The organism is Pulveribacter sp., assembly GCF_032079985.1.
In the GTDB taxonomy this organism is placed as follows: domain Bacteria; phylum Pseudomonadota; class Gammaproteobacteria; order Burkholderiales; family Burkholderiaceae_C; genus Melaminivora.
This window is the reverse complement of the sequence record NZ_DAMATK010000004.1, coordinates 35,089-49,902: the sequence shown is the minus strand read 5'-3', so window position 1 is coordinate 49,902 and position 14,814 is coordinate 35,089. Positions and strand designations below refer to the sequence as shown.

9 protein-coding genes and 1 pseudogene are annotated in these 14,814 nt (G+C 69.3%); 1 reads left to right on the top strand and 9 read right to left on the bottom strand.

The genetic code is table 11. The features are described 5' to 3' along the window. Nucleotides 1-62: 62 nt before the first annotated feature. On the bottom strand, nt 63-5,921 hold the full coding sequence (gene uvrA, locus RT282_RS12785) for an excinuclease ABC subunit UvrA (protein WP_313314692.1): 5,859 nt from the start codon (nt 5,919-5,921) through the stop codon (nt 63-65). 145 nt (nt 5,922-6,066) lie between these two features. On the opposite strand from uvrA, the gene RT282_RS12780 reads away from it, so the two are divergent. Continuing rightward, the gene (locus RT282_RS12780; RefSeq protein WP_313314690.1) at nt 6,067-7,209 is read left to right on the top strand and encodes an ABC transporter substrate-binding protein; all 1,143 of its coding nucleotides are present in this window, start codon (nt 6,067-6,069) and stop codon (nt 7,207-7,209) included. A 455-nt stretch (nt 7,210-7,664) separates the two neighbouring features. On the opposite strand, the gene RT282_RS12775 is transcribed toward RT282_RS12780, so the two are convergent. The 8 genes and pseudogenes from RT282_RS12775 to RT282_RS12740 all read right to left on the bottom strand — a co-directional run bounded on the left by RT282_RS12775 (nt 7,665) and on the right by RT282_RS12740 (nt 14,768). Next, nucleotides 7,665-8,651, bottom strand: coding sequence for a porin (locus tag RT282_RS12775; RefSeq protein ID WP_313314689.1), 987 nt, complete (start codon nt 8,649-8,651; stop codon nt 7,665-7,667). Nucleotides 8,652-8,916: 265 nt separating this feature from the next. Next, complete coding sequence (locus RT282_RS12770) at nt 8,917-10,608, bottom strand: MFS transporter (RefSeq protein WP_313314687.1); 1,692 nt, start codon at nt 10,606-10,608, stop codon at nt 8,917-8,919. 369 nt (nt 10,609-10,977) lie between these two features. After that, nucleotides 10,978-11,625, bottom strand: coding sequence for a DsbA family protein (locus RT282_RS12765; protein ID WP_313314685.1), 648 nt, complete (start codon nt 11,623-11,625; stop codon nt 10,978-10,980). Then, nucleotides 11,622-11,891 carry a DUF1289 domain-containing protein gene (locus RT282_RS12760; protein WP_313314683.1) on the bottom strand — a complete coding sequence of 90 codons (270 nt, stop codon included), beginning with the start codon at nt 11,889-11,891 and terminating at the stop codon, nt 11,622-11,624. Before RT282_RS12760 ends, RT282_RS12765 begins: the two co-directional genes overlap by 4 nt. Then, nucleotides 11,884-12,372, bottom strand: a complete 489-nt coding sequence (locus tag RT282_RS12755; protein ID WP_313315011.1) for a YbaK/EbsC family protein — start codon at nt 12,370-12,372, stop codon at nt 11,884-11,886. Before RT282_RS12755 ends, RT282_RS12760 begins: the two co-directional genes overlap by 8 nt. 60 nt (nt 12,373-12,432) lie before the next feature. Then, nucleotides 12,433-12,861 (bottom strand): annotated as a pseudogene (locus RT282_RS12750) (DUF2946 family protein); the annotation flags it as partial. Nucleotides 12,862-12,896: 35 nt separating this feature from the next. Further along, nucleotides 12,897-13,805, bottom strand: coding sequence for a hydroxymethylglutaryl-CoA lyase (locus RT282_RS12745; protein WP_313314681.1), 909 nt, complete (start codon nt 13,803-13,805; stop codon nt 12,897-12,899). Between the two features lie 42 nt (nt 13,806-13,847). Beyond that, the gene (locus RT282_RS12740) at nt 13,848-14,768 is read right to left on the bottom strand and encodes a glyoxylate/hydroxypyruvate reductase A (RefSeq protein ID WP_313314679.1); all 921 of its coding nucleotides are present in this window, start codon (nt 14,766-14,768) and stop codon (nt 13,848-13,850) included. Between the last annotated feature and the right edge of the window lie 46 nt (nt 14,769-14,814).

The window sequence follows — 14,814 nt, the reverse complement described above, 5'->3', positions numbered from 1 at the left end:
GCGCGGCGCTGATGACCGTGTAGGAGATCGGCGCCCCGCCGGGCCGCCGATCACCCCGCTTTTCAGGCCCGCGCCAGCACCGGCGCCAGGGCCACGCCGGTGTGCGTGCCCAGGCGCACCACCTCTTCGGGCGTGGCGGCGGCCACGATGCGCCCGCCGCCCGAGCCACCCTCGGGCCCCAGGTCGATGACCCAGTCGGCCTCGGCGATCACGTCCAGGTCGTGCTCGATGACCAGCACGCTGTGCCCGCCGTCCACCAGCCGGTGCAGCACCCGGATCAGCCGGTGCACGTCGGCCATGTGCAGGCCCACGGTGGGCTCGTCCAGCACGTACAGCGTGTGCGGCGCCTTCTGGCCGCGGCGGCCGACCTCGTCGCGCACCTTGGTCAGTTCCGTCACCAGCTTGATGCGCTGCGCCTCGCCGCCCGACAGCGTGGGGCTGGGCTGGCCCAGCGTCAGGTAGCCCAGGCCCACATCCTTCAAGAGCTGCAGCGGATGCGCGATGGCCGGCATGCTGGCGAAGAACTCCACCGCCTCGTCGACCTCCATCTGCAGCACGTCGCCGATGTTCTTGCCGCGCCAGGTGACGGCCAGCGTCTCGGGGTTGAAGCGCGCGCCGTGGCAGACCTCGCAGGGCACCTTCACGTCGGGCAGAAAGCTCATCTCGATGGTGCGCATGCCCTGGCCTTCGCAGGCCGGGCAGCGGCCGGCGCCGGTGTTGAACGAAAAACGCCCGGCCGCATAGCCGCGCGCCTTCGCCTCCAGCGTCTCGGCGAACAGCTTGCGGATGGTGTCCCAGAAGCCGATGTAGGTGGCCGGGCAGCTGCGCGGCGTCTTGCCGATGGGCGTCTGGTCCACCTCCAGCACGCGGTCGATGCTCTCGAAGCCGGACAGGCCGGTGCAGCCGACCAGCGGCGGGGACTTGCCGGCGTCCATCGCGTCGCGCCCGGCCTTGGTGGCGCGCTGCTGCACCCAGGCCTGCACGTTGGCCAGCAGCACGTCGCGCGCCAGCGTGGACTTGCCCGAGCCCGACACGCCCGTGACGGCCACCAGCCGCTTGAGCGGCACGCGGGCGTCGACCTGCTGCAGGTTGTGCAGGCGGGCGCCATACACCGTGAGCCAGGCAGGCGCGGCCTCGGTCGCTATAGTTTCAGTAGCTGCTGGCGCTTGTTTCTTGCGGCTTTTGGTGGGCTTCGAAGCTGAAGCGCCCGGTTCATCAGCGCTGGCAGCTATGCTTTTTGCAGCAGCCGCGCCAGGCAGTACCGGGCGCCGGGCCTGCTGCGGGTGGCGCATGGCGTGCAGCAGATAGCGGCCGGTCTGCGAATCGGGCGCAGCCTCGATGTCGGCCACGCTGCCCTGCGCCACCAGGCGCCCGCCGCGCTTGCCGGCGCTGGGGCCGATGTCGATGATGTGGTCGGCCCGGCGGATGGTGTCCTCGTCGTGCTCCACCACCACCAGGGTGTTGCCCTTGTCGCCCAGCAGCGTGAGGGCATTCAGCAGGATGCCGTTGTCGCGCGCGTGCAGGCCGATGGTGGGCTCGTCCAGCACGTAGCACACGCCCTGCAGGTTGCTGCCCAGCTGCGCGGCCAGGCGGATGCGCTGCGCCTCGCCGCCCGAGAGCGTGGGCGCGCCCCGGTCCAGCGTCAGGTAGGACAGGCCGACCTCCTGCAGAAAGTCCAGCCGGCTCTTGATCTCGGGGATCAGGTCGCGGGCGATTTCCTGCTCGCGGCCGGACAGCTGCAGCGTGTCGATCCACGCCCGCACCTGGTGCACCGACAGCCGCGCCACGCCGGTGATCGGCGTGCCTGCGAACAGCACCGCGCGCGCCACGGCGTTCAGCCGCGTGCCCTCGCAGGTGGGGCAGGCGCGGTCCTCCAGGTCGTCCACCTCGGGCTCGGCGAAGGTCTGTTCGCGCCCCTGGGTCTTGTCGAAGGGGGCGGAGTCGTCCAGCACCGAGCGCTGCTCGCGCGTCAGCTGCACGCCCGTGCCCACGCAATCGGGGCACCAGCCGTGCTTGCTGTTGTAGGAGAACAGGCGCGGGTCCAGCTCGGCGTAGCTGGTGGCGCAGACCGGGCAGGCGCGCTTGGTGGAAAAGGCCGCCACGCGGCCGATGCCGGCCGTGGGCAGCCCGTCGTGCAGCGCCGCCTCCAGGCCTTCGATGCCGCTGAGCACGTGCACCACGCCCTTGCCCAGCTCCAGGGCCTTGGCCAGGTGGGTGCGCAGCTCGTCCTCGTGGGCGGCATCGATGCGCACGCTGGCCACGGGCAGCTCAACCGTGTGCTCCTTGAAGCGGTCCAGGCGCGGGAAGCCCGTGGTGGGCAGGAACTCGCCGTCCACGCGCAGGTGCGTGTAGCCGCGCGGGCGCGCCCAGTCGGCCAGTTCGGTGTAGACGCCCTTGCGGTTCAGCACCAGCGGCGCCATCAGCCCGATGCACTGGCCGCGGAACTGCGTGAGCAGCTGCGCGGCGATGCTCTCCATGGTCTGCGGCTGCACCGGCGCGCCGTCGTGCACGCAGTGCTGCACGCCCAGCTTCACGTACAGCAGGCGCAGGTAGTGCCAGACCTCGGTGGTCGTGCCCACCGTGCTCTTGCGGCCGCCGCGCGACAGCCGCTGCTCGATGGCCACCGTGGGCGGGATGCCGTAGACGGCGTCCACCTCCGGCCGACCGGCCGGCTGCACGATGGAGCGGGCGTATGCGTTCAGGCTCTCCAGGTAGCGGCGCTGGCCCTCGTTGAACAGGATGTCGAAGGCCAGCGTGGACTTGCCCGAGCCCGACACGCCGGTCACCACGTTGAACTTGCCGCGCGGGATGGACACGTTCAGGTGCTTGAGGTTGTGCTCCTTGGCATTGACGATTTCAATGGCATTTTCGGCCCCTGGCGCTTTGCTGGTAAGCGCCAGCAGCTCACTTCTTTGTAGCGCCGCTGCGGCTTCCTGCGCGCTGTGCCCGCCTTCGCCCAGGGCCTGCTCGTACTCGCGCAGCGCGGCGCCGGTGTGCGACGTGGGGTGCTGGCGCACGTCCTCGGGCGTGCCCTCGGCCACCAGCCGGCCGCCGGCGTCGCCGCCGTCCGGCCCCAGGTCGATGATCCAGTCGCTGGCCCGGATGACGTCCAGGTTGTGCTCGATCAGCACCAGCGAGTGGCCGGCGTCCAGCAGCTTCCTCAGCGCGCGCATCAGCTTGGCGATGTCGTCGAAGTGCAGGCCGGTGGTGGGCTCGTCGAACAAAAACAGCGTGCCCTTCTTCGACAGCGCCTGGCGCGACTTGGACGCGCTGCGCGCCGCCTCGGCCAAAAAGCCGGCGAGCTTCAGGCGCTGCGCCTCGCCGCCGGACAGCGTGGGCACGGGCTGGCCCAGGCGCACGTATTCCAATCCCACATCGACGATGGGCTGCAGGGCGCGGATCACGTCGCGGTCGCTGGCGAAGCACTGGGCCGCCTCGGCCACGGTCAGCTCCAGCACGTCGGCCACGCTCAGAAGCCGGCCGCCGCGCTCGATGCGCACTTCCAGCACCTCGGGCCGGTAGCGCTTGCCGTCGCAGTCGGGGCAGCGCAGGTAGACGTCGGACAGGAACTGCATCTCCACGTGCTCGAAGCCCGAGCCGCCGCAGGTCGGGCAGCGCCCGTCGCCGGAGTTGAAGCTGAACTTGGCCGCCGTGTAGCCGCGCTCGCGCGCCAGCGGCGAGACGGCGAACAGCTCGCGGATGGTGTCCCACGCGCCCACGTAGCTGACCGGGTTGGAGCGCGCCGTCTTGCCGATGGGCGACTGGTCGACGAACACCACGTCGGCCAGGTGGTCCGCGCCCAGCAGGCGGTCGTGCACGCCGGGCGATTCGGTGGCCTTGCCGAAGTGGCGCATCAGCGCCGGCGCCAGCACGTCCTGGATCAGCGTGGACTTGCCCGAGCCCGACACGCCGGTCACGGTGACCAGGCGCTGCAGCGGGAAGTCCACTGTCACGTCCTGCAGGTTGTGCTCGCGCGCGCCCTCCAGCACCAGGCGCGGGGTGGATTCGGCCACTTGGCGGCGCACGCCGGCGCCCACCTGGCGGCGCCCGCCCAGGTACTGGCCGGTCAGCGTGTCGGCACGGCGCAGCGCGGCCACCGGGCCGTCGAAGACGATGCGCCCGCCCTGCTCGCCCGGGCCGGGGCCGAAGTCCAGCACCCGGTCGGCGGCCAGCATGACGGCCGGGTCGTGTTCGACCACCACCAGGGTGTTGCCGGCATCGCGCAGGCGCAGCATGGCCTCGGTGATGCGGTGCATGTCGCGCGGGTGCAGGCCGATGCTGGGCTCGTCCAGCACGAACAGGGTATTGACCAGCGAGGTGCCCAGGGCCGTGGTCAGGTTGATGCGCTGCACCTCGCCGCCGGACAGGGTGCGGCTTTGGCGGTCCAGCGTCAGGTAGCCCAGGCCGGAGTCGGTCAGGTAGCGCAGGCGGGCCTGGATCTCCTCCAGGATGAGCCGCAGCGCCTGCTGGTCGCCGGCCTCGTCGGCCGCCGGCGCCTGCTGCGCCTGCGCGCCCAGCAGGGCGAAGAAGCGCCGCAGCCGCTCGATGGGCAGCAGCATCAGGTCGTGCAGGCACAGCCCGGGCAGGGCTTCGAGCTGCCCACGCGTCCACGCCGTGCCGCGCGGCAGGAAGCGCCGGTCCGGCGGCAGCACGGCGTCGGCGTCCTGCTTGCCGCCCACGCGCCACAGCAGGCTGTCGCCCTTGAGGCGGGCGCCGGCGCAGTCCGGGCAGGTGGTGTAGCTGCGGTACTTGGACAAGAGCACGCGGATGTGCATCTTGTAGGCCTTGCTCTCCAGGTATTCGAAGAACCGGCGGATGCCGTACCACTGCTTGTTCCAGTTGCCATTCTTGAAGCCGGGCGTGCCCTCGATGACCCAGTGCCGCTGCTCGTCGGTCAGCTTGTACCAGGGCGTGTCGCGCGGGATGCCGGCCACCTCGGCGTGGCGCATCAGGTCGTCCTGCGCTTCCTTCCAGGCCGGCGTCTGGATGGTCTTGATGGCACCGGCGCGCAGGGTCAGGCGCTGGTCGGGCACGACCAGGCCCCAGTCCACGCCGATCACGCGGCCGAAGCCCCGGCAGGTCTCGCACGCGCCGGCGGGCGAGTTGAAGCTGAACATCGAGGGAATGGGCTCGGCGTAGCGCAGGTCGCTCTCGGGGCAGTGCAGGCCGGTGGAGAACTTCCAGACCGGAGGCTCGCCGCCCTCCTTGCCTTCGTCCAGCACGTACACCGCCAGGCGCCCGCCGCCACGGTGCAGCGCGGCCTCAATGGCCTCCAACACCCGGGCGCGCTCGGCGCCCAGCACGCGGAAGCGGTCTGCCACCACGTCCAGCACCTTCTTGGGGCCGCTGGGCGTGGCCAGCTCGCGCTCGGCCTGCACCCGGGTGTAGCCGCTGGCGGACAGCCATTGCTGCACCTCGTCGGCCGTGGTGCCGGCCGGCAGTTCGACGGAAAAGGTGACGGCCAAGCGCGGGTCGCCGGCCTGGCGGGCGCGCTCCAGCAGCTCGGCGTAGATGCTGTCGGGCGAATCGTGGCGCACCGGCAGGGCGGTGGCCCGGTCGAACAGCTGGGCGGCGCGGGCGAACAACAGCTTCAGGTGGTCGTTCAGCTCGGTCATCGTGCCCACGGTGGAGCGCGAGCTGCGCACCGGGTTGGTCTGGTCGATGGCAATGGCCGGCGGCACGCCCTCCACCTTGTCCACGGCCGGCTTGTCCATGCGGTCCAGGAACTGGCGCGCGTAGGCGCTGAAGGTTTCCACGTAGCGGCGCTGGCCTTCGGCGTAGAGGGTGTCGAACACCAGGCTGGACTTGCCTGAGCCGCTCACCCCGGTGACTACCGTGAGTTCGCCGGTGCGGATGTCCAGGTCGATGTTCTTGAGGTTGTGCTGGCGTGCACCGTGGATGCGGATCAGTCCGTGGGTCATGAGTGCAGTTATGGGGGCGAGGGGCGAAAATTCTATGGAAACACCATAGTCCCTGCCGGACTCATGTGCCGCGAGCGCAAGCGGTATCGCACACACTCTCTTACACTCTGCGCAATCCCTTTCCTGCGGCAACGGAGACCCTCCCATGAAGACGAAGTCTTGGAATCACCTCTTGCGCCGGCAGCTGGTCGGCGCCGCCCTGGCGCTGGGCCTGTCTGCCTTGGCGGCGCCGCTGGCGCAGGCCCAGCTGCTCGTGGGACAGTCGGTGGGCGTCACGGGGTCGGCGGCGGCCACGGTCAAGGAATCGATGCTGGGCGCCCAGCTCTACCTGGACCAGGTGAACGCCCGCGGCGGTGTGAACGGCCAGACCATCGAAGTGGTCACGCTGGACGACAAGTTCGACCCCAAGCTGACGCTGGAAAACACCCGCACGCTCATCGAGGACAAGGGCGTGCTGGCGCTGTTCATGACGCGCGGCACGCCGCACACGCTGGGCATCCTTCCGCTGCTGGACCAGCACGGCGTGCCGCTGGTGGGCCCCTCTACCGGCGCCATGGCACTGCACGAGCCGGTACGCAGGAACATCTTCAACATCCGCGCGCCCTACCAGCGCGAGGTGCAAAAAGCCATCGCCCACCTGTCGCTGCTGGGTGTGCAGCGCATCGGCGTGGTGCACGTGGACGACGGCTTCGGCGAAGACGCCCTGGCCGGCGCGCAAAAGGGCTTTGCCGCCAACCGGCTGCAGGCGCTGTTCGTGGAGAAGTTCGACCGCGCCAAGCCGGACTTTTCCGCCATCGCGCCGCGCGTGCGTGCCCAGGAGCCGCAGGCCGTGATCTTCATCGGCACCGGCGCGGCGGTGGTGGATGGCATCAAGGCCCTGCGCGCCGCGGGCGTGGGCGGCCAGATCGTGACGCTGTCCAACAACGCCTCGGGCGGCTTCGTCCAGGCCCTGGGCGACCAGGCGCGCGGCGTGGTGGTGTCGCAGGTCTTCCCGTCCGAGCGCTCGCTGAGCTACGCCGTCATCAAGGAGGCCATTGGCCTGGCACGCGCCCAGGGTAAGGACCTGACGCCGGCGATGGTCGAGGGCTTCGTGAACGCCAAGGTTCTTGTCGAAGGCCTGCGCCGTGCCGGCCCCAAGCCGGACCGCTCCCGCCTGCACGCCGCCCTGGAGAGCCTGAGCCGCTACGACCTGGGCGGGCTGGAGCTGAGCTACAGCAGCGCGGACCACACCGGGCTGGATTTCGCCGACCTGTCCATCATCGGCATGGACGGGCGCTTCCAGCGCTGACGGGCGCCGCCCGGCGGCTGGCCGTCCCGCCTGCCCGCAGGCAGCAGCCGCTTCATGCAAGCCCGAACCCTCTTGCCCCGCCGCCGCCTGCGGGTCCTGCTGCCCACCTCCGCCGTGCTGGCGGCCTGAGACGGGCGTGCGCCCCGCGCTGGCCCCGTCGCGCCGGACGTGCGGGCGCTGGCGCCGGTCGACCCCTGCCTGCGTTCCGGTCAGGTACCTGCCAACGCCCAGAGGTGGAGCCACTGAAAGGCTACTGAAACAATAGCTGCTGCCGCTTACTGGACAAGGGCTGGGGGCCAAAAAGGCTGGTATTTACGATCCTGGCCGCCCACGCTTGCCAGATGGTGCGACGGCATGAAAAAAGGCCTCACACATGCGTGTGAGGCCTCGTTGCCAGCCGATCCGGCCGCGAGCGGCTCAGACCAGCGTTGCGGGCAGCTTGCGCTGCCGCGGCATCAGAAGTTGTGGCGAACGCCCACGGCGAAGGAGCTGAAGTCAGCGCCAGCAGCGCCGGTCATGTAATCAGCGCCGGACTTGTTGTCCACCTTCGTGTAGAAGGCGTAGGCCTTGGTGCGCTTGCTCAGGTTGTAGTTGTAGGCCAGGGTCCACTGCGTGGCGGAGCTGTCAGCCAGGTTTTCCCACTTGGCAGCACGGCCCACGTTCACGTGGAACTCGGAGGCGCCCATCATGTAGGCCAGAGCCACGCGATAGTTGTTGCGGGTGCCCAGCACGTCTTGGTCATTGCGCTGGTAGTAGCCGCCAACCACGAACTGACCCATGGTGTACAGGGCGCGCAGGCCCAGCTGCTTGTTGTCGTCGACCTGGCTGTAGCCGGCGCCCAGGTTCAGGGCACCGATGTTGTAGTTGGCGGCCAGGTCGTAGCCGTTCTTGCCACCGGAGGTCTGCTCATGCAGGTTCACGGATGCGTCCAGCGTGAAGCCGCCCAGGCTGGGGGTGCGGTAGCCGATCTTGTTCTTGGTGCTCAGGCCGCCGAACCACACGGGGTCGTAGTAGAAGGCGTCGGAGGACGTGCCCGTGTCATGGTTGTGCATGCTCACGTAGTCGGCGGTGGCGTAGTACGACTCGGGCGTGAAGTTGCCCAGGCGGATCATGCCGAAACCACCCGACAGGTTCACTTCGCTCTGACGGGCAAAGGACATGCCGGTCGTGGGGTGGGTCCAGCCGGAGCCCGTGCCGTCGTCGGAGTTGAAGCCGCTTTCCAGCTGGAAGCCGGCCTTCAGGCCGCCGCCCAGGTCTTCCGTGCCCTTGAAGCCGAAGCGCGAGGAGTTGTTCTGCATCACGGTGCGGCTGTCGTCACCAACCTTCTGGCGCTCGACGGAGGTGTTCACGCGGCCATACAGCGTCACGCTGCTTTGGGCGAAGACGGCGGAGGTGCCCAGCAGGGCGACGGCTGCCAGCAGCAGACGATTTGCTTTTTGCATTTGCTTTCCTTGATTGCTTGTGTCCATCGGGTGGTAGGCACTGCTTTGCCGCCTGCATCGGGCCGGTTTGCGCCATGTGCGACTACGGCACAAATTCTAGGTGCTAGACCCCGGGCTATCACACTGGAATGTCCAGCTGATCACGGGCGTGATGTTTTACCGCCACAGCCACCGTCTTTCAGCCGGCTGTGACAAGAAAACGGGCCCTTGCGGGGCCCGTTGCGGCCGGGGCGCGGCGACGCGCCCCGGAGTATTGGAAACGATCTCAGTCGTCCGCGTAGATGTCCACGTCCTTGGTTTCGGGCAGGAACAGCGTGCCGATCACGGCCGTCATGCCGGCGATGACGATGGGATACCACAGGCCGCTGTACATGTTGCCGGCCGAGGCCACCAGGGCGAACGAGGTGGTGGGCAGCAGGCCGCCGAACCAGCCGTTGCCGATGTGGTAGGGCAGGCTCATGGAGGTGTAGCGGATGCGGGTGGGGAACAGCTCCACCAGCATGGCGGCGATGGGGCCGTAGACCATGGTCACCAGGATCACCAGGTAGCTCAGGATGACCAGCACCATCAGCTTGTTGATCTTGGCCGGGTCGGCCTTCGTCGGGTAGCCGGCCAGTTTCAGGTCCTCGGCCATTTCCTTCTTGAAGGCGGCGATGGCGGCGGTGCTGTCAGCGTCGAACTTGTGGTTGACCACCGTACCCACGGGGGCGGTGACGGTCTTGTCGCCGATCTTGACCACCGCGGGCGAGCCTGCGGGGCCGGCCACGTTGTCGTAGCTCACCGAGTTCTGCACCAGGTAGCGCTTGGCGATGTCGCACGAGCTCTTGAAGTCGATCTCGCGGGCCACGGGGTTGCCCTGGAAGGAGCAGGTGGTCGGGTCGGCCGTGACGACCACGCCGGCCGTGGCCTGGGCGCGGGCCAGGTCGGGGTTGGCGGCTTCGGTCAGCGCCTTGAACACCGGGAAGTAGGTCAGCACGGCCAGCACGCAACCCAGCATGATGATGGGCTTGCGGCCGATCTTGTCCGACAGCGAGCCGAAGATCACGAAGAAGGGCGTGCCGATCAGCAGGGCCGCGGCGATCATCAGGTTGGCCGTGACGGCGTCCACCTTCAGCTGCTGCGTCAGGAAGAACAGCGCGTAGAACTGGCCCGTGTACCAGACAACGGCCTGGCCGGCGGTCAGGCCCACCAGCGCCAGGATCACGATCTTCAGGTTCTTCCACTGGCCGAAGGACTCGGACAGAGGTGCCTTGGAGGTCTTACCCTCGGCCTTCATCTTCTGGAAGGCAGGCGACTCGGACAGGGACAGGCGGATCCACACCGACACGCCCAACAGCAGGATGGAGACCAGGAACGGGATGCGCCAGCCCCAGTCGTTGAACACCGCTTCACCCATGATGGTGCGGGTGCCCAGGATGACCAGCAGCGACAGGAACAGGCCCAGCGTGGCCGTCGTCTGGATCCAGGAGGTGTAGGCGCCGCGGCGGCCGTTGGGCGCGTGCTCGGCCACGTAGGTGGCGGCGCCGCCGTACTCACCGCCCAGGGCCAGGCCCTGCAGCATGCGCAGCACGATCAGGATCACCGGTGCGGCCATGCCGATGGAGGCATAGGAGGGCAGCACGCCGACGACGAAGGTCGAGACGCCCATGATCAGGATGGTCACCAGGAAGGTGTACTTGCGCCCGATCATGTCGCCCAGGCGGCCGAACACCAGGGCACCGAACGGCCGCACCAGGAAGCCGGCCGCAAAGGCCAGCAGCGCGAAGATGAAGGCCGCGCCCGCATCCAGCCCGCTGAAGAACTGCTTGGCGATGATGGCCGCCAGCGAGCCGTAGAGGTAGAAGTCGTACCACTCGAAGACGGTGCCGAGGGACGAGGCGAAGATCACCTTCTTCTCTTCCGCCGACATCGGCCGGTGCGCGGGCTTGGCGGCCAGCGTTGCGGTGTGGGTAGCCATGCGTTGTCTCCTGCGTTGTAAGGATGAATGTCCAAAAATTGATGCCTGCAGACACGCGCCACATCCAGGGCGGAAACGTGCGCTGTAGTGCTCGGTGGCGCAATATCGATGGGCGATCTGACCGAAAACTGACATGCGGGCAGGGCTTCCGGGCGCCTCGCTTACGCCGTCCTGACAACATCCGTGGCAACCCTTGGGTTGCTTTTCTTCATGCGGGAAATGCCCCGCCCGGGCCAGCGGGCGAGTCCCGCCGGCGTCAGAAAACCAGGGTTAACCCGCCATAAAAAACAAGGGTTTGCCCCGCATAGGACAAACCCTGAATGGACAGCAAGGCCCAAAAGGGCCAGCCGGCGATGGTGCGCAGCGCCGTCAGCGCGCTGGCGGCAGGCCGGATGGCACGGCCGGTGCGGATTGCCAGGCCGGCCCGTCGAACCAGGCGTCGCCCTGCAGGCTGGCGCGCAGCATGGGCAGGCCGTCCAGGCCCCAGAACAGGCGCCCGTCCGTCTCGAACGCCGGCACGCCGAACACGCCGCGCGCGGCGGCGGCCTCGGTATTGGCGCGCAGCAGGGCCTTGGCCTGCTGGCCATCGGGGTCGGGGCGGCGCTGTTCGGCCAGCACCTCCTCCAGCGCCTGCAGCCGCGCGGGGTCGAGCGCATCCTGCCCGCCCAGCCAGACGTGACGCAGCACGCTGCCGGCAACGAAGCGGTTGATGCTGCCGTCGTCGCTGCAGGCCAGCGCCAGACGCAGCAGCGGCAGCGGGTTGAAGGGGTGGCGCGCCGGCATGTCCAGCCCGCAGCCCAGGGCATGGCCCAGCCAGGACACATGGCGGTAGGTCCAGTCGCGCTTCGGGGCGATGCCCGCCGGGCCGGGGTTGGCGTGCTGCTGCAGCAGCGCGCCCAGCAGCACCGGGCGGTAGCTGACGTGAAAGCTCAGCCCTTCCAGCTCCTGCGGCAGGCGTTCGAAGGCCAGCCAGGCGTAGGGCGAGACGAAGTCCAGGTAGAAGGTGATGTGCTTCATGGCCGGGCAAGCTCCTCGGGACAGGCCACGCCGGCGCGCTGCAGCAGCGCGGCCCAGATGGCGCGGCGCTGTTGGGCATCGGCGCCGGCCCAGGCGCGGATTTCGTCGATGGTGCGAAAGCACCCTTGGCAGTGGCTGCGGTCGGCGGTCATGCGGCACACCGAAACGCAGGGCGAGGCGACCGGCCCCGGGTTTTCAGGGTAGAAATGGCCTTCAGCGCTTACCGAGCAAGCGCGAGCAGCTATCAATTCAGTAGTATCAGTCATGCGGTTCCTGCACCACGTCCACGACCGGCGCGCCGGTCAGGTGCACCAGGTCTTGCGGCTGCAGCGCGAACACACCATGCGGGTGTCCCGCCGCCGCCCAGACCACGTCGAAGCGAAACAAGTCGGCGTCGATCAGCGTCACCGGCGCATGGGGGTGCGCCAGGGGCGCCACGCCGCCGATGGAAAAACCCGTCGCCTGCTTGACGAAGGCCGCGTCGGCGCGGCCGATGGCACCGACCCGTGCCACCACCTTGGCCTCGTCCACGCGCCGGTCGCCCGAAGCGATGACCAGCACCGCCGCACCGTCACGCTCGCGCCGGAAGATGATGCTCTTGGCGATCTGGCCGACGGCCACGCCCAAAGCGTCGGCCGCCTGCTGCGCGGTGCGCGCAGCGCCATCGAGCAGGCGCGGCGCGTGCGGATGGCCGGCGGCGGCCAGCGCGGCGGCCACGCGCCGCACGCCCTCGGGCAGCGCCTGCAGCGCGGGGCTGCGCACGTAGCCGAAGCGCTGCTCCAGCGCGCTACAGTCCACCGGCTCCGGCGTCCAGCGCCCGGCCTCGATCTGCGCGGCCGCGCGCTCCATGTCCAGGCTGTGCACCAGGCCCAGCCCCAACTCGCACGCCAGCAGCAGCCGGCCGTGCTCGTCCAGCAGGCACTCACGCACCGCACCGGCGTCCTGGCCGGTGTGCGCGGCCACGCTGCCGTCGCCCTGCACGCGCCAGACGAAGGGCGTCAGCTCCAGCTCGACGAAGACGCGCTGCGGGCCGTTCTGGAAGAACCAGCGGCCCTGCGCGTCGGCGCCGTAGTTGCGGGCGATGAAGGCCAGCAGCGCCTCGTGCCGGATCTCCTCGCCCTTGTCCCGCGGGAACGGGCCGCGGGCCTGCACCGCTTCGTCGCGCAGGAACCAGCGCCCGCGGCTGTCCAGCCCCAACCAGCCGTGGCAGTGCGGCACGTTGGGCCACTTGGCCATGGCCTGGCGGACGATGTCATCCATGGTGCGCGCCTTCAGCCTGCGCGCTTGTTGAGCAGCGCCGTGGCCACGCGCGAATTCGGCTTGCGGCCCAGGAAATCGCTGATGAACACGCCGGCGTCCACCAGCCGGTCCAGGTCGATGCCGGTCTCGATGTCCATACCATGCAGCATGAAGACCAGGTCCTCGGTGGACACGTTGCCCGTGGCGCCCTTGGCGTAGGGGCAGCCGCCCAGGCCCGCCACGGAGGACTGGAAGTTCCACACCCCCAGCTGCAGCGCCGCCAGCGTGTTGGCCAGCGCCTGGCCATAGGTGTCGTGGAAGTGCCCCGAGATCTCGTCCAGTGCGAAGTGCTTGAGGGTGGCTTCGATGGCGCGCTGCACCTTGCGCGGCGTGCCCACGCCGATGGTGTCGGCCACGTCCACGCGCTGCACGCCGATGTCCTTCATCAGCCCGGCCAGGTAGGCCACGCGCTCGGGGGCGATCTCGCCCTCGTAGGGGCAGCCCACGGTGCAGCTCATGGCGCCGCGCACGGCCACGCCGGCGGCGCGCGCCGCCTCCACCACGGGGGCGAAGCGCACGATGCTCTCGGCGATCGAGCAGTTGATGTTCTTCTGGCTGAAGGCCTCGCTGGCGGCGCCGAAGACGACGATCTCGTCCGGCGCGTCCTGCGCGGCCGCTTCCCAGCCCTTCAGGTTGGGCGTCAGCACCGAATAGCGCACGCCGGCCTTGCGGGCGATGGCCTGCATGACCTCGTGGTTGTCGGCCATCTGCGGCACCCACTTCGGTGACACATAGCTGGTGACCTCGATCTCGGCCAGGCCGGCGTCCTGCAGGCGCTGCACCAGCCCCACCTTGACCTCGGCGGGCACGGGCTGCTTTTCGTTTTGCAGGCCGTCGCGCGGGCCTACGTCGATGATCTTCACGCGGGTGGGTAGCTGCATGTCTGTGGCCCTCCGGGGCAGAAAAAGAATGGTCCGTCGGTGTCAGTAGCCGCGCGCCACGTCGACCACGCCGCCCACGGCCTCGCCGCGGTGCAGCCGGGCTATTTTCTCGGCGATCTGGGCGATGCTCTCGTCGCGCAGCGTGCGCGCCGAAGTGTGGGGCGTGACGGTGATCGCCGGGTGCTGCCAGAACGGGTGGTCGGCCGGCAGCGGCTCGGTGCGGAACACGTCCAGCGTCGCGCCGGCCAGGTGGCCCTCGTCCAGCAGGGCCAGCAGGTCGGCCTCCACCAGGTGGGCGCCGCGCGCCACGTTGATCACATAGCCGCCCGGCTGCAGCGCGCCCAGGGTCTCGCGGTTCAGGATGTTGTCCGTCTCGGGCGTGAGCGGCAGCAGGTTCACCAGCACCCGGCTGGCGGCCAGAAAGTCGCGCAGGCCCTGCGCGCCGCTGAAGGTGCGCACGCCCGGCAGCGTGCGCGGCGAGCGGCTCCAGCCGTTGACGGGAAAATCGAACTGCGCCACGGCCCGCGCCACGCGCTGGCCCAGCACGCCCAGGCCCATGATGCCGACGGGAAAGTCGCTGCGCAGCCGCGGCTTGCGAAAGCTCCACTGCCCCTGCCGGGCGGCAGCTTCGTAGGCATCGAACTCGCGGAAATGCCGCACCAGCGCATGGCAGACGTACTCGGCCATCTGCACCGACATGCCGGCGTCCTCCAGCCGCACCACAGCCAGGCCGGGCGGCAGCGCCAGGCGCAGCAGGGCATCCACCCCGGCGCCGATGTTGAAGAGCGCACGCAGGCCGGGCTGCTCGTCGATGAACTGCTGGGGCGGGGCCCAGACCACGGCGTAGTCGGCCTGCGGCGCGCCGCTCTCCCAGACCTGTATTTGGGCCTGCGGCAGCGCGGCGGACAGGCCTTCCAGCCAGGGCTCCGGCCGGGTGCCGGTACAACAAAAGGCGATCTTCATGGCAACCGAGCCTAGCACCAGGGCCGCGCTGACAGGGCTACAAGCA

Excerpts from the sequence above, each read along its gene's own strand:
- RT282_RS12765 (WP_313314685.1), bottom strand. The coding sequence starts at position 11,625 with ATGAAGCACATCACCTTCTACCTGGACTTCGTCTCGCCCTACGCCTGG.
- RT282_RS12745 (WP_313314681.1), bottom strand. The coding sequence starts at position 13,805 with ATGCAGCTACCCACCCGCGTGAAGATCATCGACGTAGGCCCGCGCGAC.
- RT282_RS12760 (WP_313314683.1), bottom strand. The coding sequence starts at position 11,891 with ATGACTGATACTACTGAATTGATAGCTGCTCGCGCTTGCTCGGTAAGC.
- RT282_RS12775 (WP_313314689.1), bottom strand. The coding sequence starts at position 8,651 with ATGCAAAAAGCAAATCGTCTGCTGCTGGCAGCCGTCGCCCTGCTGGGC.
- RT282_RS12780 (WP_313314690.1), top strand. The coding sequence starts at position 6,067 with ATGAAGACGAAGTCTTGGAATCACCTCTTGCGCCGGCAGCTGGTCGGC.
- RT282_RS12770 (WP_313314687.1), bottom strand. The coding sequence starts at position 10,608 with ATGGCTACCCACACCGCAACGCTGGCCGCCAAGCCCGCGCACCGGCCG.
- RT282_RS12740 (WP_313314679.1), bottom strand. The coding sequence starts at position 14,768 with ATGAAGATCGCCTTTTGTTGTACCGGCACCCGGCCGGAGCCCTGGCTG.
- uvrA (WP_313314692.1), bottom strand. The coding sequence starts at position 5,921 with ATGACCCACGGACTGATCCGCATCCACGGTGCACGCCAGCACAACCTC.